Source organism: Sulfitobacter sp. HGT1, from assembly GCF_013282155.1.
Lineage (GTDB): Bacteria > Pseudomonadota > Alphaproteobacteria > Rhodobacterales > Rhodobacteraceae > Sulfitobacter.
In genome coordinates, this window is the sequence record NZ_BLWI01000001.1 from 388,721 (window position 1) to 407,399 (window position 18,679).

Here is an 18,679-nt window from a genome sequence, read left to right on the forward strand (position 1 = left end):
CGCCCGCGTGCGCGCAACAAATACTGTGGAGGAAACACAAATGTTCAAATCAACCCGCCTTACTCTGGTTGCCCTGCTGTTCAGCGCATCCGCCCTGACGGCAACTGCCGAAGGCTTCAGCCCCGAAAACCCCGAATGCATCGCGCCGGCCAACCCCGGCGGCGGTTGGGATTTCACCTGCCGTCAGGTTGGTAAATCCATGCAGGACCAGGGTTTGATCGAAAAAACCATGCAGGTCGTGAACCTTGCTGGTGGCGGTGGCGGCGTGGCTTTTGCCGAAGTCGTTAACAAGCGCAATGATGACAATGACCTGATCGTGGCCGCTTCGGCGGCGACATCGACCCGTCTGGCGCAGGGTGCCTATCCCGGCAACAACATGAACGAAGTGCGCTGGCTGGCCTCTATCGGTGCCGATTACGGCGTGATCGCGGTCGCCGCAAACAGCGAGATCGCCGACCTCACAGGTCTGCTTGACGCGATGAAGAACGACCCCACGTCGATCTCGATTGCGGGCGGTTCTGCGGTTGGTGGCTGGGATCACCTCAAGGTTCTGATCGCGGCCAATGCCTATGGCATCGAAGATGTGCGTTCGGTGAAATACATCGCCTTTGATGGCGGCGGCGAGGCTGTGACCCAGCTTTTGGCGGGCTCCGTACAGGCGTTTACCGGTGATGTTTCCGAAGCAAAAGGTTTCGTGGAAAGCGGCGACATCCGCGTGATCGCCGTGCTCGCGCCCGAGCGTCTGGACGGCGAATTTGCCGATTTCCCGACAGCGCGTGAACAAGGCGTTGATGCGATTGGCGCAAACTGGCGCGGGTTCTATGCACCGGGCGGCATGTCGGACGAAGCCTATGAAGGCTGGGTCGAAAAGATCGGCGCACTTTACGCCAGCGACGCGTGGAAAGAAGTGATGGCCACCAACGGCATGGCCCCGCTTGATCTGCAAGGCGCTGCCTTCCAGGAGTTTGTTGCAAATTCCGTAGCGCAGATCGAAAGCATCTCTCGCGAGATCGGTATTATCCAGTAATCAAAGTTACCCTGCGGGGCGCGGTCTATCTGCGCCCCGTCCTTTCCCCCAATTTTCGCCCCCAAAAAAGGAGATCGCCATGAGTGATCGAATTTTCGGCGTGTTCGGCGTGCTTCTTGCCATCGGTTTTGCCATCGCGGCCAGCCTGATCCAAGAGAGCTTTCTGTCAGACGCTGTTGGCCCCAAGGCCTTCCCCTATATCATTGCCGCTATTCTAGGGCTTTCAAGCGCCGTGATTGCGCTGCGCCCCGACCCCGAACCCATCTGGCCCCCGCTGGGACAACTGATAGAGATTCTCGCCGCTGCGGTGGTGATGATCCTTTATGCACAGTTGTTGCCTGTCGCAGGCTTTGTCATCGCCACCGCATTTGCCGCCGCTTACCTGTCATGGCGTCTTGGCTCGACCATTCTGGGGGCCTGCCTGACAGGCGTCGGGACTTCCGTCGGGATCTATGTGGTGTTTCATCTGGTGCTGGGGCTGTCGCTTGCCCGCGGCCCGCTTGGCTTTTAGGGGGTCAACATTATGGAAACGTTATCAAGCCTCGCGGATGGCTTTGCCATCGCGCTGACCTGGCAGAACATCGGCCTTGCCCTGCTGGGCTGTTTTCTAGGGACAATCATGGGCGCGCTGCCCGGTCTTGGCCCTTCAAACGGCGTGGCAATCCTCATTCCGCTGGCCTTCACATTGGGTCTGGCGGCGACACCTTCGTTGATCTTGCTCACATCCGTCTATTACGGCGCGATGTATGGCGGGCGGATTTCGTCGATCCTGCTTAACATTCCGGGTGATGAACCAGCGATGATGACCTGCCTTGACGGTTATCCGATGGCGAAAAAAGGCATGGCGGGCGAAGCACTGTCACTTTCGGGTATCTCGTCCTTCGTTGGCGCATTTTTTGCAACATGGGGGCTGATCCTGCTGGCCCCGCAGCTGGTCAAAATCGCTTTGCTTTTCGGTCCTGCGGAATATTTCGCGCTCTTCGCCTTGGCCTTTATGACTCTGGGTGGTGTATCTTCGACCAACCAAGCGAAATCAGCCTTTGCCGCGGCTTTGGGGCTGGGGTTTGCCATGATCGGCGTGGACACACAAACCGGCGTGCCGCGCTTTACCTTTGGCGAGGTCCATCTTTATGACGGGCTTGATTTTCTGGTGGCTATTGTCGGTCTTTTTGCCCTGTCAGAGGTGTTTATCTTTCTGGAAAACCGCCACGGCGAGGCAAGTGCCAAGGGCAAGACAATCGTTATCGGTCGTCTGACCCCGCCACTGTCGATGCTCAAGGCCTGCACACCTACCATGCTGCGCTCCTCGTTCGTGGGCTTTATTGCGGGTGTTCTGCCGGGTGCGGGGGCTTCGCTGGGGTCGTTCCTGTCGTATTCTCTGGAAAAACGGATGGTCGACAAAGATGGCACTTTCGGCACCGGCGACCCGCGCGGTGTTGCCGCGCCTGAGGCTGGCAATAACGCAGCCGCAGGCGGTGCGCTGGTGCCGATGCTGGCGCTTGGTGTGCCGGGATCGGGCACAACGGCTGTGCTGCTTGCGGTGCTTTTGTCGCTCAACATCACACCGGGGCCTTTGTTGTTTGCCAACAATCCCGATGTGGTTTGGGGGCTGATTGCCGCGCTGTTCATCGCGAACTTCATGCTTCTGGCGCTGAACATCCCGATGGTCGGTATCTTTACCCGTCTGCTGCTGGTGCCGCCGCGTGTGTTGATGCCTATCGTCGCGATGGTTTCCTTTGTGGGGATCTACGGGATCTCGGGATCATCCTTCGACCTTTTGGTGATGATCGGGTTTGGCCTGTTGGGCTGGGTGTTGCGCAAGTTTGATGTGCCGCTGGTGCCGATCATTCTTGGCACGCTGCTTGGCAACGCAATGGAGAACAACCTGCGCCGCGCCATCACCATCGACAATGGCAACTGGTGGACCCTGATCGACAGCCCGCTGGCCATCGGCCTTTGGGTCGTGGCGATTATCGGTTTCATCCTGCCGCTGTTCTTTGCCCGCAAGGTCAAATCGGGCATGCAGCGCGGCGATGCCGAAGGGTCGATCAAAGACTAAGATTGCAGCGCGCGCCCCGTGTGGCGCGCGCTGTCTTTTACGGTGCTTTCGATATCAAAAGCCGCATCCGCGCAGGGTGCAAGCAGCGTAAAGGGGGCTTCACGTCCTTGGCCGTTATCCTCTGCCGCGGTAGGGTGGCACGCCCTGATCGGGAATCCACACACCTTCCGGCATGGCCCCTGTCTGCCAGAAAACATCAATCGGGATACCCCCGCGCGGATACCAGTAGCCGCCGATCCGCAGCCATTGCGGGTTCAGAAAATCGACCAGACGCCGCGCAATCGAGACGGTACAATCCTCATGAAATGCGCCGTGATTGCGGAATGACCCAAGGAACAGCTTGAGCGATTTGGATTCGACCAGAAATTCGCCCGGCACATAATCAATCACCAGATGTGCGAAATCAGGCTGACCTGTCATCGGGCAAAGCGATGTGAATTCAGGGGCGGTGAAACGCACGCAATAGGCGACGTCGGCCTGCGGGTTCGACACGCGCTCCAGCACCGCGTCTTGGGGGGAGGACGGCAAATCGGTCTGGCCACCCAGTTGTTTCAAGTCACTGTAAATCGTTTCCATAATCGTCTCCTTGAACGGGTCAGACCCCGCGCTTGTTTCCCCAAAGCAGGACGTGCAATTGCGGCAAGACCCGCGGTGCAAACCAGCTGTCATTGATGGTTTTATCGACCAGCCACAGCAGTTTATCTGCCAAAAGCTGCGGGTCGACCGCGACATCTGGATCGACCTCAAGATTGCCGGGTTGAAGGTAGAGCGGCACATCAGGGTATTTATCAGCCGCCGCCCGTGCCCAGGCATAATCGGCATCGTCGAAGATCACGATCTTCATCACGATGTTACCCGCCCCCTTGGCCGCAAGCAGGCAGGCATCAAAGGCGGCCCAATCAACGGTTTCGCCGCTTGATGGCGGTTTCGGGCTTAGCACCAGCGTGTCGAGGTCGCCAAACCAAGGTTTTGCAATCGACCCTTGGGTTTCGCAGGCAAAGCGGTAGCCGTGCGCGTGGCCAAGCGCGATGAGTTGCGTGAAATCCTGGATCGCGGGGTTGCCGCCGGACAAGGACACGGTCAGCGGGTGCCCTTTGGACAGGCGCAACACTTCGGCCCAGACCGCATCCGTGGGCATCGCAGCCCATGTGTGACGAAAGGCCGTGTCGACCGCATGCAGGCTGTCGCACCATGCACAGCGGTAATCGCATCCCCCTGTGCGCACAAAAACGGTAGGTTCTCCGATCAGCGCCCCTTCGCCCTGGATCGTGGGGCCGAATATCTCAGCGATGCGCAACTGGCTCATGGTCGGTATTCTGCCCATGTCTTGGGAGTCTCGCTGACCTTGACTGCGCTGGTTTCGGGCCACCGTGCCGCGCACCATTCATAAAAATGCCGCGCCATGTTTTCCCCGGTCGAGACCTCGCTCATGACATCATTAAGATGGCGGTGGTCGAACGTGTCATCGATATAGGTCTTGAGCGGTTTCAGCTCCCCATAGTCGCGCACAAACCCGTCGGCGTTCAATGTCGCAGACGCCAATTCAACGACGACGACATAGTTGTGGCCGTGCAGCCGCGCGCATTGGTGATCGTCGGGCAGGTGCGACAGTTGGTGCGAGGCTGAAAAGTGGAATTCTTTTGTAATCCGGTACATCAGCCACGGTCCTTTTTCGCGATTGCCGCGACCCAGAAATCGGGGTCTGCATATGTGGTGGGATCGGCGATATTGGCCAGATGAAACGCTTCGCGGCGCTCAACGCAGGTGCCGCAACGGCCGCAATGGGTTTCGCCGCCTTTGTAGCAGGACCAGGTTTCGGCAAAGGGCGTGTTGTGGCGCGCGCCTGCGATGACGATATCGGCCTTCGTGCGATCCACGAAAGGCGTATATAGCGAAACATCGGCATAGCCATCCAATGCGGCTTTTTGCATGGTTTCGAACGCTTTGGTAAAGGCGGGGCGGCAGTCGGGATAGATGAAATGATCCCCGCCATGCACCGCTGTGGCAACGGCCTGGTCGTCGTTTGCTGCGGCCACACCAAAGGCCACGGCCAGCATGATTGCATTGCGGTTCGGCACGACGGTGATGCGCATGCTTTCCTCGGCGTAATGCCCGTCGGGGACGTCGATATCATCGGTGAGCGCAGAACCCGTCAGGGCCGCACCAATGCCGCGCAGGTCGATAATATCGTGAGGGACATCCAATCGCTGCGCACATAGGGCTGCATAGTCCAGCTCCTTGCGGTGGCGCTGGCCGTAATCGAATGACACAAGGCGGGTCAGTTGTTGTTCCTGCGCGACCATATGCGCAAGTGAAACAGAATCGAGCCCGCCGGAGCAGATGACGATAGTCTTCATTTTATAACCCTTGTTTTGTTATCCGGGTAGGCTGCGACCGGAAGCTCGCCCTTAAATTATTTTTAATGCGACGCCAAGTGGTAGACTGTTGATCAAGGGGAATATCCTGCGATTGACGGTGATTTCGATGAACGGCGAAACCCCGGTCTTTATACAATCAGGGTCCGGGCCCTTCATCCCAACCTCTCGGCCAGCCCAAAGGGTACATGGCAAAGCCATGGGTCGAGACCGCGCAAACAGCCCAAGCCGCTCTGATACACAACTTTTTTTCACGGCGGGAAGGACTGTGCTTTTCAGGTCAAAGCTGGTTTCTGCGTCATGCTGCGGGCCGATTGGACGATTGCAGCGACCGTAATGCCAAAATGCTCGTACAGTTTGGCGGACTGATCCGATGCCCCGAACCCGTTCATGCCAATGAAGTGGTCGCCTTCTTGCAGCCAGCGTTCCCAGCCGAATTTCATGGCGGCTTCGATGCCGATGCGCGGGGCGGTTCCGATGACGCGGGCCCTATACTCTGCATCCTGCGCATCGAAAAGTTCCCAGCAGGGCATGGACACCACGGCGGCTTGAATGCCCATCTCCACAAGCGCCTGCCGTGCCGCCACGGCAAGGCCGACTTCGGTGCCGCTTGCCATCAAGGTGATGTCGCGCGCGCCATCCGCTTCGTGCAGGACATATGCCCCGCGTGCGGTCAGGTTGTCGGGGCAGGTGTCACGCACCTGATCCGCAGGCTGCCTCGACAATGCGAACAGGCTTGGGCCGTCGGTCGCTTCCATCGCGAGCGCCCAAGCTTCGGCTGTTTCGACGGCGTCGGCGGGGCGGAACACTTTCATGTTCGGCATGGCGCGGAAACTGGCGAGGATTTCGACCGGCTGGTGGGTCGGCCCGTTGCTGCCCACGCCGATGCTGTCGTGGCTGAACACGAATAGCGCGGGAAGCCCCATGACCGCCGCCATGCGCATCGCGGGACGCTCGTAATCGGCAAAGGCAAGGTAGGTGACATTCACGGGCCGCAAGCCACGGTGGGCGGCGATCCCGTCACACATGGACCCCATCAGATGTTCGCGCACGCCGCAATGGACATAGCTGCCTGAACGGTCGGATGCGTCAAAGGCCGTCCGGCTGCGTTTGTGATTGGTCGGTGCCTCAAGATCGGCGCACAGGACAAGGGTGTCAGGCAGTGTCTGGACCAGTGCATCGCAGATTTCACCAGACGACTGGATCGTCGGGCGCGGGGTACGCACCGACGCCTGATCTGCGGTGATCCCTTGCATCGTGGCAGCCCAGTCGTTTGGCAAGGTGCCGCTGGTCCACTGGTGAAAGACCGCCGCCGATGCATGGCCGTCGATCCGGGATTGCCACGCAGCATGTGCCTGCGTGCCGCGTTCCATACAGGCGGCCCAATCTTGGCGGACGTTTTCGGGCAGATCAAACGGTGCATGGTCCCAGTTCAGCAAGGCCCGCGCCTCGTCGGAATCCGCCGAGGTCAAGGGTGCGCTGTGCCCGCCGCGCTGGCCTTGCAGGCGCGGAATGCCGCGGGCAATCACGGTGCGACAGGCGATCAGGGACGGTCGCGGATCGGCCTTGGCGGCATCTATCGCGGCTGAGATTGCTTCGATGTCGTGGCCGTCGACGTCTTGCACATGCCAGTTGGCGGCGCGGAACCGTGCCGGTACGTCCTCGCTGATCGACAGGTCTGTCGTGCCGTCATCGGTGATGTGGTTGTCATCCCAAAGGAACGTCAGCTTGCCCAGTTGCAGGTGACCGGCCAGTGATATCGCTTCGTGACCGACGCCTTCCTGAAGGCAGCCGTCGCCGACAAAGGCCCAAGTGCGATGATCCACAAGCCCGGCCCCGAATTGCGCGGCCAGACGTGCTTCGGCCACGGCCATCCCGACAGAACAGGCGATCCCCTGACCCAGCAGCCCGGTTGTCAGTTCGATGCCGGCCTCTTGCTCGATTTCGGGGTGCCCCGCGCAGACCGATCCCAGCTTGCGGAAAGACTTGAGCGCGTCGGTGGAGACATGCGCGTAGCCTGCCAGATGCAGCAGGGAATATAGCAGCATCGACCCGTGCCCGTTCGACAGCACCACCCGGTCGCGATCGGGCCAAAGCGGGTCTTTCGGATCGACCTTGAGGTGGCGGGCATAAAGCGTTGCGGCGATTTCGGCCATGCCCAACGGCACGCCCTGATGGCCTTCGCCTGCGTTCAGGATGGAATCAAGGGCAGTGAAACGGATGGCGTTGGCCATCGATTGAATATCGGTCATCGCGCGGGCCCCCTTATAAAATCTCGCGGATGCGACGGATCGCCTCGCTGATATTTTCGGTCGAATTGGCGTAGGAGAACCGCAGATAGCCTTCGCCGTAGCTGCCAAAGGACGTTCCTGCGACGGTCGCGACACCTGCCACATCCAGGAACCGGTCCTGCGCCTCGCGGGCGGTCATGCCGGTGCCTTCGATGTTGGGAAACGCATAGAACGCGCCGCCGGGGTCGGAGCAGCGCACACCGGGCAGGCTGTTGAGTTCTTCGACGATCAGCCTGCGGCGCGCGTCAAAGGCCACCATCATGTCGGCAACCGCATCCTGCGGGCCGGTCAGCGCCGCGATGCCCGCGTATTGGGTGGCGGCATTCACGCAGGAATGGTCGTTGATCGCCAGCTTGGTCGCGGGGCCGACGGCGTCGTCCGGCCAAACCGCGAAACCCAGACGCCAGCCCGTCATGGCATAGGTCTTGGACCAGCCATCCAGCACGATCAGGCGGTCGCGGATTTCGGGATATTGCAGCAGCGAAACATGCTCGCGGCCCTCGTACAACATCTGGCTGTAGATTTCGTCGGACAGCACGGCGACATGGGGGTGATCGGCCAGCCCGGCGACGAATTTGTCGATCTCGGCGCGCGGTGTCACGCCGCCGGTCGGGTTTGCGGGGCTGTTGATGATGATCAGCCGTGTGCGCGGCGTGATCTGGGCCAGAACGGCTTCGGCTGAAAAGGCAAAGCCGTTGCTTTCCTCAAGTGCGATCGGCACCGGCGTGGCACCGGAATAGCGGATCACGCTTTCGTAAATCGGGAAACCGGGGTTGGGGTACATGATCTCGACGCCGGGCTGGCCGAACATCAGCACGGCAAAGAACATCGTGGGCTTGCCGCCCGGCACGACGACCACGTTGTCGGGGTTCACCTCGACATTGTGCCGTTTGTGCAGATCGGCGGCGACCGCTTCGCGCAGCGCGGGGATACCGTTTGCGGGCGTATAGCCGTGATGGCCATCTCGCAGCGCCTTTATTCCGGCCTCGACGATGTGGTCGGGGGTCTGGAAATCCGGCTGGCCGATGCCAAGGTTAATGATGTCGCGGCCCTGCGCTGCCAGCGCTTGTGCCCGCGCCAATACCGTAAAGGCTGATTCTGTTCCAAGGCGCGACAGGCTGTCGGCAAAGATCATCTGTGACATAAAGTTCCTCCCTCAGTTTTCCGTTCCGGACGCGGTCGCGCCCCTGCGGAATCGCCCGAGTAGTAGCCGATGACCGCAGGGAAAGTTGTTAAGAATTACTAACAAGGTCTTTCAGTTTTCATACAATACGCCGCCACTCTCGCTTGATAGCGTTGTGCCAAGTCGTCAACTCGGGAGGAGCAAATGACAGCCGAAACGCCACCTGGCGCTTTCTCGAACATGTCCTTGGAGATGCGTGCGTGGAACATCCGCCGCAAAGCGCTTCTGATGGGCGAGGTTCAGGGGCAGGGGTACATCGGGCAGGCGCTTGGCGTCGCGGATGTGCTTGCCACGTCCTATTTTCACGCCATGGATTTTCAGCCCGAAGACCCCAAATGGGAAGGGCGCGACCGCTTTTTGCTGTCGATCGGCCACTATGCCATCGCGCTTTATGCCGTGTTGATGGAGGCGGGCATCCTGCCGGAAGAAGAGCTTGAGACCTACGGCATGGACGATTCCCGGATGCCGATGTCTGGCATGGCGTCCTATACCCCCGGCATGGAAATCACCGGCGGATCGCTGGGCCACGGTCTGGGCATCGCTGTCGGCATGGCGATGGGGCTGAAACGCAAGAAAAATCCGGCCTTCGTCTATAACCTGATGTCCGATGGCGAGTTGGGCGAAGGCTCCACCTGGGAAGCGGTGATGTCTGCGGTTCAGTGGAAGCTGGATAACCTGATCTGCATCGTCGACTTCAACAACCAGCAAGCCGACGGCCCGACGCGTGATGCGCTGGCAGTTGGTGCCGAAGCGCCGAAATGGGAAGCCTTCGGCTGGTTCGCCCAAGAAGTGGACGGCAATGACCTGGACGCCTTGGTTGCCGCCTTTGACGCAGCGCGCGACCTGACTGACGCCAGACCGCGCGTCATCATTTGTAACACGACCATGTGCAAGGGCGTCGATTTCCTCGAGGCCCGCGAGATCACCCACTTTGTTCGCGTCGAAGCCGATGAATGGTCAAAAGCGCTCGCCAAGCTGGAAGAAGGAAAGCCACAATGACCCTTGCTTCGATGGCCCGCAAATACGAGCCGCGCCGCGTGGCGCAAACCAAGGTCGCAACCTCGGCGATGATCGCGTCGCTGGCAGCCGAAGGCTATGACACCGTCAACGCGCCTTTCGGTCACGCGCTGGTCGAACTTGCCAAAAAGGACAAGCGGATCGTCGGCCTGTCTGCCGATCTGTCGAAATACACCGACCTTCATATCTTTGCCAACGAGATGCCGGAGCGGTTCTACCAGATGGGCATGGCTGAACAGTTGCTGTTCTCTGCCGCGTCGGGGCTGGCGCGTGAAGGGTTTATTCCGTTCGCGACAACCTACGCCGTGTTTGCCTCGCGTCGGGCCTATGATTTCATCGCGATGGCGATTGCCGAAGAAAACCTGCCGGTCAAGATTGCCTGCGCGCTGCCGGGCCTGACGACGGGCTATGGGCCAAGCCATCAGGCTACCGAAGACCTCGCGATTTTCCGGGGTCTGCCGAACATGGTGCTGATTGACCCGTGCGATGCCGCCGATGTCGCGGGCATGGTTCCGGCGATGGTGGCCCATGATGGCCCTGTCTATGCGCGCCTGTTGCGCGGCAAGGTGCCATCGGTGCTGCGCAAGCACAAACCGGATTACAAATTCGAACTGGGCAAGGCGCAGATGATCCGCGAGGGCCGCGATGTGCTGGTGATTTCCACGGGGATTATGACGATGCGGGCGCTGGATGCCGCCGTGAAACTGGCGGATGACAATGTCGATGTCGGCGTGTTGCACGTGCCCACGATCAAGCCGCTGGACATTGAGACGATCCGCGCCGAGGCCGCAAAGCAGGGCAGGCTGGTTGTTACGGCAGAAAACCACACGGTCAACGGTGGGCTGGGCGAAGCGGTCGCCACCACCTTGCTGACCGCAGGGATCGCGCCGCAGTTCCGCATGATCGGGCTGCCGGATGAATTTCTGGAAGCCGGCGCACTGCCGACGTTGCACGAAATGTACGGTCTTTCGGTCGACAAGGTCGCCGAGCGGATCAAGAGCTGGCTTTGAGCCGAATATTTTAACGGGAGGAGAAGAGGCTATGGGCCTTCTTGACGGAAAAATCGCGATCATTACTGGGGCGGCAAGCCCGCGTGGTCTGGGCAAGGCGACAGCCAAGCTGTTTGCCGAACATGGTGCCACGATTGTCATCATGGACCTTGATGCGGATCAGGCCAGTGCCGCCGCCAAGGACCTGCCCGGCGCAGGCCACATCGGGTTGGCGGGCAATGTCGTTGACAAAGCCGCCTGCGATGCAGCCGCCAAGGCGACGCTTGAGCAGTTCGGGCGCATCGACATTCTGGTGAATAACGCAGGGATCACCCAGCCGCTCAAGCTGATGGAGATCGGGCCGGACAATTACGATGCCGTGACCGACGTGAGCCTGCGCGGCACACTTTACATGAGCCAGGCCGTCATTCCGGCCATGCGCGCGCAGAAAGCCGGGTCGATCGTCAACCTGTCGTCGGTGTCGGCGCAGCGTGGCGGCGGCATCTTTGGCGGCCCGCATTATTCGGCTGCCAAGGCCGGTGTTCTGGGCCTGACCAAGGCGATGGCCCGCGAACTGGCCCCCGACAACGTGCGGTCGAATGCGATTTGCCCAGGCTTTATCGCCACGGATATCACCGCTGGAAAACTGACACCGGAAATGCAAAAGGCAGTGCTCGACGGCATTCCGATGGGGCGCGCGGGCGAAGCTTCTGACGTTGCTGGCTGCGCCTTGTTCCTTGCCTCGGACCTGTCGGCCTATTGCACCGGCACCGAAGTGGACGTGAACGGGGGCTCGCTCATTCACTGAATTACCCAAGACCCCTACGCACAAAGGGGGCTTACCGACTATCTTCAAAAAGGGAGGAAACCACTATGAAGATCAACGTCTTGGCCATTCTGGCCGCAACTACTGCCTTTGCCGGTTCTGCGCATGCGGATGAAGTGATTTTCGCGCACGGTGCCAACCCCGGCAACCCGCGCTATGTCGCCGCCGAAAAATGGGCCGAACTCTTCGCCACCTGTTCGGGCGGCGCGCACACAGTGAACCATGCGCCATCCGCGACCATGGGCAACGACGTGGAAATGCTGACCTCTGCCACGGCAGGCGTCATCCAGATCTCCGCCAACAGCCAGGGCGCAATGAGCCAGATCGTGCCGGAAATCGGCCTGCTGGGTCTGCCCTTCCTGTTCAAGGATCTGCCGACCGCTTGGGGCATTCTGGATGGCGAAGTCGGTGACATGATTGACGCGCGCGCCCAAAATGCCGGCCTCAAGATCCTTGGCTTCTGGGACAACGGCATTCGCAACGTCACGCATACCTCGAAAAACGTCGCAGCACCGGCTGACCTGTCGGGGATGAAAATCCGCACCCCACCAGACCAGATGACCGTTGATATTTTCGAAGCGCTTGGCGCATCGCCTGCACCGCTGGCATGGTCCGAACTGCCGACAGCGCTTCAGTCGGGTGTCTTTGACGGGCAGGAAAACCCGCTGGTGAACATCTATTCCGCCAAGCTGCACGAGATCACACCCTACGTCACCTTGACCGGTCACAAGTACGAATCCACCCCCGTGGTGGCAGGTCTGGGCTGGTGGTCCGGTCTGGACGAAGCCACGCAGAACTGTGCGCTTGAAGCCACGGCCGAAGCCGGCAAGATCCAGCGTGATCTGGTCCTGTCCAGCGATGAGGATCTGCGCCCTGTGATGGAAGCCGAAGGCGCTATCTTTGCCGAGGCAGACAAGGCCGCGTATCAGGCAGCAACGGCATCGGTTTATGATAAATACGCCGAAAAATACCCCCAGCTCGTTGCCGCGCTCCGGACTGCGGCGGGTCTCTGATGTCGTCGGGGGCTCGGATGCAGCCCGATGTGGAAAGCAAGAAGGGGCGTTCGCGCCCCTTCCTGACAGCCGCAACGGGGGTGATTTCGGCGTTGGAGTGGAGCGGGAAGATCATCGCCTTCGCGATGCTTTCGCTGACCTTCGTCACGCTTCTGGTCAATGTCATCCTGCGCTATGCGACGGGGGCGGGCATTGCCTGGGCCTATGAAATTCACGCAATGACATTGCCATGGCTGGTGGCAGGCGGCATCGTCATTGCCTCCGCGCGGGCCCGCAACATTGCGATACTTTTGCTGCCCGATGTGTTGAACCCCACATGGCAGCGCGCCCTGTTGATCACCGTCAATGTCATCATCGTGGTGATCTCGGTCAACGTTCTGGTCTCCAGCCAGCCGATCCTGAAAGCGTCCAAATTCCAGACCTTGTCGACGCTCGGGATCAAACAGATTTGGGGCTATTCAAGCCTTGTCTACGCCTTCGCCAGCATGGCGGTGATTGCCGCCCTCGGTGTGGTGCGCGTCGCGTATATCGCTCCGGAAAAGAGCGACCCTGAACATTCAAGCCTAAGCTGAGGATACACCATGGCCGCTCCGATGATCTGGATTTTCTTTGCCCTGCTGGCCCTGTCCGTACCCGTGGCCCATGCCATGATTGGTGGCGTCGCTGCCGCGCTGTGGTTTGATGGCAAACCCTTGGCGGTGATCGCGCAGCGGCTCTATACCCCGACGCAAAGCTTTCCGATGCTGGCGATCCCGTTCTTTATTCTGGCGGGCAACCTGATGATGTCGGGCAAGTTCGGCGTCTATCTTATCAACGTCGCGCGACTGCTGGTGGGCAACATGCGCGGCGGTATGGGGCAGGTGTCGATCCTTGGGTCGGTGATGTTCGGCGGCGTGTCCGGTTCCGCCGTGGCGGATGCGTCGGCACTGGGCAATGCGTTGATCCCGGTCCAGCAAAAGGAAGGCTATCCGGGTGGTTTTGCCGCTGCGATAAATTCGGCCTCTTCGACGGTTTCGGTGCTGATCCCACCGTCGATCCCGCTGATCCTGTACGGTCTTGTCTCGAACGTCTCAATCGTGGACCTGTTCGTCGCGGGTATTCTGCCGGGCCTGATGTTGGGGGTCGGGATGTTCGCCACCGTCTGGCTGGTCGCACATCGAAAAAAGCTGCCGCGCTCGCCTTTGCCGGGCGGGTTCAAGGAATTCCGTGGTCAGCTTATGATCGCGTTTCCGGCCATGCTGATGCCCGTGTTCATCATCGGCACCCTGCGCTTCGGCATCGCCACCCCGACCGAGGTTTCGGTTCTGGCCGTCGCCTATGCGCTGCTGATATCGGGCCTCGTCTATCGCGACCTGACGTTCAAGGGCATCTGGGACGCCAGCGTGGATACCGCGATGATGACCGGCGCTGTGATGATTATCATCATGGCGTCCTCGACGATCCAGTGGGTGCTGACGGCTGAGCGTGTGCCACAAGAACTGGCGGAATGGGTCGCGGCGACCATCCAGAACCCGTGGATGATTATCCTCGCGTTGAATGTGGTGATGCTGATTGTCGGGGCGTTTCTTGACCTTCCAGCCGCCGTGCTGCTGCTGGGGCCGCTTTTTGTGACCATCGGCAATTCCATCGGCCTTGATCCGGTCCAGCTGGGTCTGATGATGGTCGTCAACCTGTCGATCGGGCTTTACACGCCGCCGGTGGGTACGACCTTGTTCATATCCGCCGCCATTGCGCGGGTCGGGATCGGGGAAACCGTCAAGGCGTTGCTGCCGTTCTATCTGGTGGCGCTCATGGTCTTGATGGCGATCTCGTTCATCCCCGCGCTGACCATCTACTGACGCACCGTCACAGTGCCCAGGGTGCGACTTCGTTCATTTCCAGATCTGCGCCGGGCTGGAAATGACAGCCTGCGGTGGTCAGCAATTCGCGCGTGCGCTCTTCGTGTTCGCGGGCCTCGTTGACCACCCATTGCGCAAACCGTTTTACGATCCGGCGGTTCAGATGGCGGGGCGGGCAGACGATCCAGTAGGCTGCAAAGTCCATCACCGGAAACAAAGGCGAGAACGGCACCAATTCGCCGCGCTCCAGCTCTGCGCGGCACAAGATCGCGCTGTCCAGTGCAATGCCGCCGCCCTGTTTGGCCATCTCTATCGACATGGATGAACGGTCAAAGCGGAACGGGTAGGCGAGATCGGGCAGTTCAACCTGATTGGCGGCAAGCCAGATGTCCCAGCGATACAACGTCTTGACGCTGTCGATCAGGCGGGCGTTTTTGAGCTGCTCGATCGGATCGTCGCTGAGGCTTTTAAGGCGGGCCAAATAGTCGGGGTTGCACATCGGCAAGGATAGGTCGTTCACGACCGGTTCAACGGTCAGCCCCGACCAGTTGCCCAGACCATAGCGCAGGTCAAGATCAACGGCTTCGGTTTCAAAGGCGCTGTAGTCTGGCGTTGCATCGACACGAATGTTCCAGTCCGGGTTTTGTTCTGCGAATGCCGCGATGCGGGGCCCAAGCCACCGGACGCCAAAGCTCGGGCTGACCCTGATTGTGAGACTGCGCATATCGCGCTGGCGACCGATGGCACTGCTTGCGTTTCTGATCGCTCTGAATGCTTGCGTCGTTGTCTGGAACAAGCGGTCGCCGTCCAGTGTCAGGATCAGCCGCCGTTTTTCACGCCGGAACAGTTTGACCCCGAACTGTGCCTCAAGCGAGGTCAATTGCTGGCTTACGGCAGAGGGCGACACGCCCAGTTCATGGGCTGCCTTTGTCACGGTCCCCAACCGGGCCACGGCTTCGAAATATTCGGTTGCTTTGAAATTGATGTCCCGCATGAACGGACATTAGACCCGGTCCGGCGGAAGTGCCAACAGGTATTGGGACGTCAGGTGTGTGGCTGACGATCAGAGCCATCCCCGTTGTGATCCTACCGCTTTGAGGGGCGAAACGGGATAATAGCGGGCAAGTGACCCGTCGCGGTGCCATGGGGGCTGGTACTGTTTACGACACCATTGGCAATTTTCAACGGGCCCCCGAAACGCCAAGATGGACGGGACGGGGGCCTGTTTTGCTAGCGGCCAAATCCGGCCGCCGTTGGCAGCCATGTGGCCAGTTCCGGTACCGCGATAAGCAGTGCAAGGCCAGCGATCATGATGACCACGAACGGGGCCGCACCCCGCACAATCGTCGCGAGCGGCGCGTTCGAAATGCCCTTGATCACAAAAAGGTTCATGCCCACCGGAGGGGTGATCATCGCCAGTTCGAGGTTGATCATCAGCAAGATGCCATACCAGATCGGATCAATGCCAAGGGCAATCATCGTCGGCAACAGGATCGGTGTCGTAATCAGGATGATCGCGATGGATTCAAGGAACATGCCAAGCACAAAGATCAGGACCATCACCACCAGAATGAAACCGATCGGACCAAGTCCAAAGCTTGCCACGGCCTCGGTCACGCCGACGGGCAGACGGACCAGCGTGATCGCATGGCCGAACATTGCGGCACCCGCGATGATCATAAAGACCATCATCGACGTGCGCATTGTCGAATAGGCACAGGCCCACAAGTCACGGAACCCGAAGTTGCGATAGACCAGCACCGCGACCAGCAGCGCATAAAGGGAACCGGCGGCGGCGGCCTCGGATGCGGTGAAGATGCCAAAGTAGATACCGCCCATCACCACCGGCGGCGCAAGCAAAGCCCAGACCGAACGGCGAAAGGCCGAGACCGCGGCAGGCCAGCCGGCCCAGTCGGGGGTGTTGATCCCGTCACGTCCACGGGCCTGGATCATGCAATAGGCCGAAAACATCAGCGCCAGCATCAGCCCCGGGATGATCCCGGCCAGAAACAACGCACCAATCGACGCCTCCGACACGATCGCATAGAGGATCATCGGCCCGGACGGCGGGATCAGAATACCCAAGGTGCCGCCTGCTGCCACGACGCCCAAGGCATCCCGTTCGGCATAGCCAAAGCGCTTCATCTGCGGGATCGCGCTGGAGCCGATGGAAAGCGCCGTTGCCACGGAGGAACCGGAGATCGCCGCGAATATGGTGCAGGCCAGCACCGTGGCGACGCCAAGGCCGCCCTTCACGTGACCGATAACGGTGTGGGCGAATGTATAGAGGTCGTCGATCACCTTGGCGCGGATCATCACCTGCGCCATGAAGACGAAAAGCGGGATGGTGCTGAGGACCGGTTTGTCGAGCTGGGTAAAAACAGCATCGCCCAATCCGTCGATATCCCCTTCGACGATCATCATGATGGCGCTTGCGGACAGGCCAAGGGCGGCAAAGATCGGAATGCCCGTGAGCAGAAGCAGGATCAGCCCTGCAAAGACAAAGAAAAGGGTCATTGAGGCAGCCCCCGTAAAGAGCGGTAAAGGCCAAGCGCTGCGGTCAGGAAAAGCAGGGCCATCCCAAGGACGACCGGCACCTGCGGAATCCACGTCGCGATTTCGATATAGCCGACAGAATACGACCCGAAGCTATGGGCGAAAGCGATGCTGTCCCATATCGACACGCCAACGATGGTGGCAAATGCCATGACCGACAGGTTTGCCAAGACCCTTTGCATGCGGGCCAGACCGGGGCGCAACTGGGCCGACACAAGGTCGATCGCGATATGATCCCCGCGCCGCAACGCCTCGGCCGAGCCGAGCATGATAAGCGTCACCAGCAGATAGCCAATCATTTCGTCGCTCCATTGCAGCGGACTGTCGAACAGGTAGCGCCGGATTACGGCAATTACGATCTGGGCAAGGATCACAAGGATCAGCGCCGTGCTGAGCATGCCGCAAAAGCGGACAAGCCAGGTGATGATGCGGTCTGGGAAGATGGGAGCATTGGCTGCTCCCACCTTTTTGTGGTCAATCATGATCCGACCGGCTCACATCTTGGCTATCAGATCGAGAAGCGTCTGGCTGTCAGCATCGCCTTCGCCGAACGATTTGTCGAAAGCAGGCCGCATGACCGCTTCAAGTGCCGCGTTCTCTTCCGGTGTGGCGATATGCACTTTTACGCCTTTCGCCTCGAGCTGGCCCGGACCTTCTGCGGCGGCTTGGGTCGAGGCTTCGATGGCCCATTCCGACGCTTTCATGCCTGCCTGCGTGAGGGCGGACTTGGATTTATCCGAGAGCCCGTCGTAGAAATCTGGGTTCAGGTAGCCGTGCAAATAGGCCGACAAGACAGGCACGACGGTAAAGGCATCCTGCACTTCGTAGTATTTCCGCGATACGGCGGCAGCGACGTCAGTGATCGCTCCGTCGATGACGCCGGTTGCCAGTGCCTGATACACTTCGGACCCGGGCATTGCCGTAGGTGTCGAGCCAAGCGCGGACAGGGCGGCATCAAAGGGCGGTGTCACACCGCGCATCTTCAGGCCGGTAAAGTCTTCCGGCTTGACCAGCGGCGCACCGTTTGTGGTGAAGACAGAGGTGTTGGTCTGGAACAACCAGACGACGTTCTTGACGCCTTTCTCCAGCAGCTTGCCTTCAAGGAAGGTCGCGGCCTCCGAAGTTGGCCATTTCTTCCAGATTTCGATGTCACCAAAAGCATAGGGCGCGACGGTGACGTTCATGATCGGCAGCGTTTTGCCCCACTGGAAGTTCAGCGAGAATGCGCATTCGATGTCGCCCTTGGCGGTTGCGACGATGTTTTCACGCGCGCCAACAAGGCTGTCCGCACCGAAAATCTGCACGTCGATCTCGCCTTCGGACAGGCTTTCGACCTCGGCGGCCCAACGATCGACAACCTTGGCGATGTGGTGCGCAGGGGGCAGCTGGTGGCTGCAGCGCATTTCCGTAGCGGCCTGTGATGCCGGCGCGGAAACCGCAAAGATTGCAGCCCCGATGGCTGCTGATGTGATATATTTCATTGTTGTTTCTCCTCCCAGTTAAAA

19 protein-coding genes are annotated in these 18,679 nt (G+C 59.9%); 9 read left to right on the forward strand and 10 right to left on the reverse strand.

Annotated elements, in window-relative coordinates; all coding sequences use genetic code 11:
- Positions 1-40: 40 nt before the first annotated feature.
- The 3 genes from HGT1_RS01840 (at position 41) to HGT1_RS01850 (ending at position 3,086) form a co-directional block, all read left to right on the forward strand.
- Complete coding sequence (locus HGT1_RS01840) at positions 41-1,027, forward strand: tripartite tricarboxylate transporter substrate binding protein (RefSeq protein WP_176248264.1); 987 nt, start codon at positions 41-43, stop codon at positions 1,025-1,027.
- A gap of 79 nt (positions 1,028-1,106) precedes the next feature.
- The gene (locus HGT1_RS01845) at positions 1,107-1,538 is read left to right on the forward strand and encodes a tripartite tricarboxylate transporter TctB family protein (protein WP_176248265.1); all 432 of its coding nucleotides are present in this window, start codon (positions 1,107-1,109) and stop codon (positions 1,536-1,538) included.
- Positions 1,539-1,550: 12 nt separating this feature from the next.
- Positions 1,551-3,086 (forward strand): tripartite tricarboxylate transporter permease, encoded by a 1,536-nt coding sequence (locus HGT1_RS01850; RefSeq protein WP_176248266.1) that lies wholly within the window; start codon positions 1,551-1,553, stop codon positions 3,084-3,086.
- A gap of 114 nt (positions 3,087-3,200) precedes the next feature.
- On the opposite strand, the gene queF is transcribed toward HGT1_RS01850, so the two are convergent.
- The 6 genes from queF to HGT1_RS01880 form a co-directional block, all read right to left on the reverse strand.
- Positions 3,201-3,665: a preQ(1) synthase gene (gene queF / locus HGT1_RS01855; RefSeq protein WP_176248338.1), complete on the reverse strand. Its 465-nt coding sequence runs from the start codon at positions 3,663-3,665 to the stop codon at positions 3,201-3,203.
- Positions 3,666-3,681: 16 nt separating this feature from the next.
- Entirely contained in the window at positions 3,682-4,392 is a 711-nt protein-coding gene (gene queE, locus HGT1_RS01860) for a 7-carboxy-7-deazaguanine synthase QueE (RefSeq protein WP_176248267.1), read from the reverse strand.
- Entirely contained in the window at positions 4,389-4,742 is a 354-nt protein-coding gene (queD, locus tag HGT1_RS01865) for a 6-carboxytetrahydropterin synthase QueD (protein ID WP_176248268.1), read from the reverse strand. Before queD ends, queE begins: the two co-directional genes overlap by 4 nt.
- On the reverse strand, positions 4,742-5,443 hold the full coding sequence (gene queC / locus HGT1_RS01870) for a 7-cyano-7-deazaguanine synthase QueC (RefSeq protein ID WP_176248269.1): 702 nt from the start codon (positions 5,441-5,443) through the stop codon (positions 4,742-4,744). The genes queD and queC overlap by 1 nt, the downstream gene beginning before the upstream one ends.
- A 293-nt stretch (positions 5,444-5,736) precedes the next feature.
- Positions 5,737-7,713, reverse strand: a complete 1,977-nt coding sequence (tkt, locus tag HGT1_RS01875; RefSeq protein WP_176248270.1) for a transketolase — start codon at positions 7,711-7,713, stop codon at positions 5,737-5,739.
- 13 nt (positions 7,714-7,726) lie between these two features.
- Complete coding sequence (locus HGT1_RS01880) at positions 7,727-8,896, reverse strand: pyridoxal phosphate-dependent aminotransferase (RefSeq protein WP_176248271.1); 1,170 nt, start codon at positions 8,894-8,896, stop codon at positions 7,727-7,729.
- Between the two features lie 183 nt (positions 8,897-9,079).
- Between HGT1_RS01880 and HGT1_RS01885 the strand changes: the two genes are divergently transcribed.
- From HGT1_RS01885 to HGT1_RS01910, 6 genes are all read left to right on the forward strand, one after another.
- The gene (locus HGT1_RS01885; protein ID WP_176248272.1) at positions 9,080-9,934 is read left to right on the forward strand and encodes a transketolase; all 855 of its coding nucleotides are present in this window, start codon (positions 9,080-9,082) and stop codon (positions 9,932-9,934) included.
- Positions 9,931-10,962, forward strand: coding sequence for a transketolase family protein (locus HGT1_RS01890; protein WP_176248273.1), 1,032 nt, complete (start codon positions 9,931-9,933; stop codon positions 10,960-10,962). The genes HGT1_RS01885 and HGT1_RS01890 overlap by 4 nt, the downstream gene beginning before the upstream one ends.
- Before the next feature lie 31 nt (positions 10,963-10,993).
- The gene (locus HGT1_RS01895; RefSeq protein WP_176248274.1) at positions 10,994-11,749 is read left to right on the forward strand and encodes an SDR family NAD(P)-dependent oxidoreductase; all 756 of its coding nucleotides are present in this window, start codon (positions 10,994-10,996) and stop codon (positions 11,747-11,749) included.
- 65 nt (positions 11,750-11,814) lie between these two features.
- On the forward strand, positions 11,815-12,780 hold the full coding sequence (locus tag HGT1_RS01900; protein ID WP_176248275.1) for a TRAP transporter substrate-binding protein: 966 nt from the start codon (positions 11,815-11,817) through the stop codon (positions 12,778-12,780).
- Positions 12,781-12,797: 17 nt separating this feature from the next.
- Positions 12,798-13,352, forward strand: coding sequence for a TRAP transporter small permease (locus HGT1_RS01905; RefSeq protein WP_255200058.1), 555 nt, complete (start codon positions 12,798-12,800; stop codon positions 13,350-13,352).
- A 9-nt stretch (positions 13,353-13,361) separates the two neighbouring features.
- Positions 13,362-14,618 carry a TRAP transporter large permease gene (locus tag HGT1_RS01910; protein ID WP_176248277.1) on the forward strand — a complete coding sequence of 419 codons (1,257 nt, stop codon included), beginning with the start codon at positions 13,362-13,364 and terminating at the stop codon, positions 14,616-14,618.
- Positions 14,619-14,625: 7 nt separating this feature from the next.
- On the opposite strand, the gene HGT1_RS01915 is transcribed toward HGT1_RS01910, so the two are convergent.
- From HGT1_RS01915 to dctP, 4 genes are all read right to left on the reverse strand, one after another.
- Positions 14,626-15,612, reverse strand: coding sequence for a LysR substrate-binding domain-containing protein (locus tag HGT1_RS01915; RefSeq protein WP_176248278.1), 987 nt, complete (start codon positions 15,610-15,612; stop codon positions 14,626-14,628).
- 236 nt (positions 15,613-15,848) lie between these two features.
- Positions 15,849-17,135, reverse strand: coding sequence for a TRAP transporter large permease (locus HGT1_RS01920; protein ID WP_176248279.1), 1,287 nt, complete (start codon positions 17,133-17,135; stop codon positions 15,849-15,851).
- On the reverse strand, positions 17,132-17,656 hold the full coding sequence (locus HGT1_RS01925) for a TRAP transporter small permease (protein WP_176248280.1): 525 nt from the start codon (positions 17,654-17,656) through the stop codon (positions 17,132-17,134). The genes HGT1_RS01920 and HGT1_RS01925 overlap by 4 nt, the downstream gene beginning before the upstream one ends.
- Positions 17,657-17,668: 12 nt before the next feature.
- Positions 17,669-18,655: a TRAP transporter substrate-binding protein DctP gene (dctP, locus tag HGT1_RS01930; RefSeq protein ID WP_176248281.1), complete on the reverse strand. Its 987-nt coding sequence runs from the start codon at positions 18,653-18,655 to the stop codon at positions 17,669-17,671.
- Between the last annotated feature and the right edge of the window lie 24 nt (positions 18,656-18,679).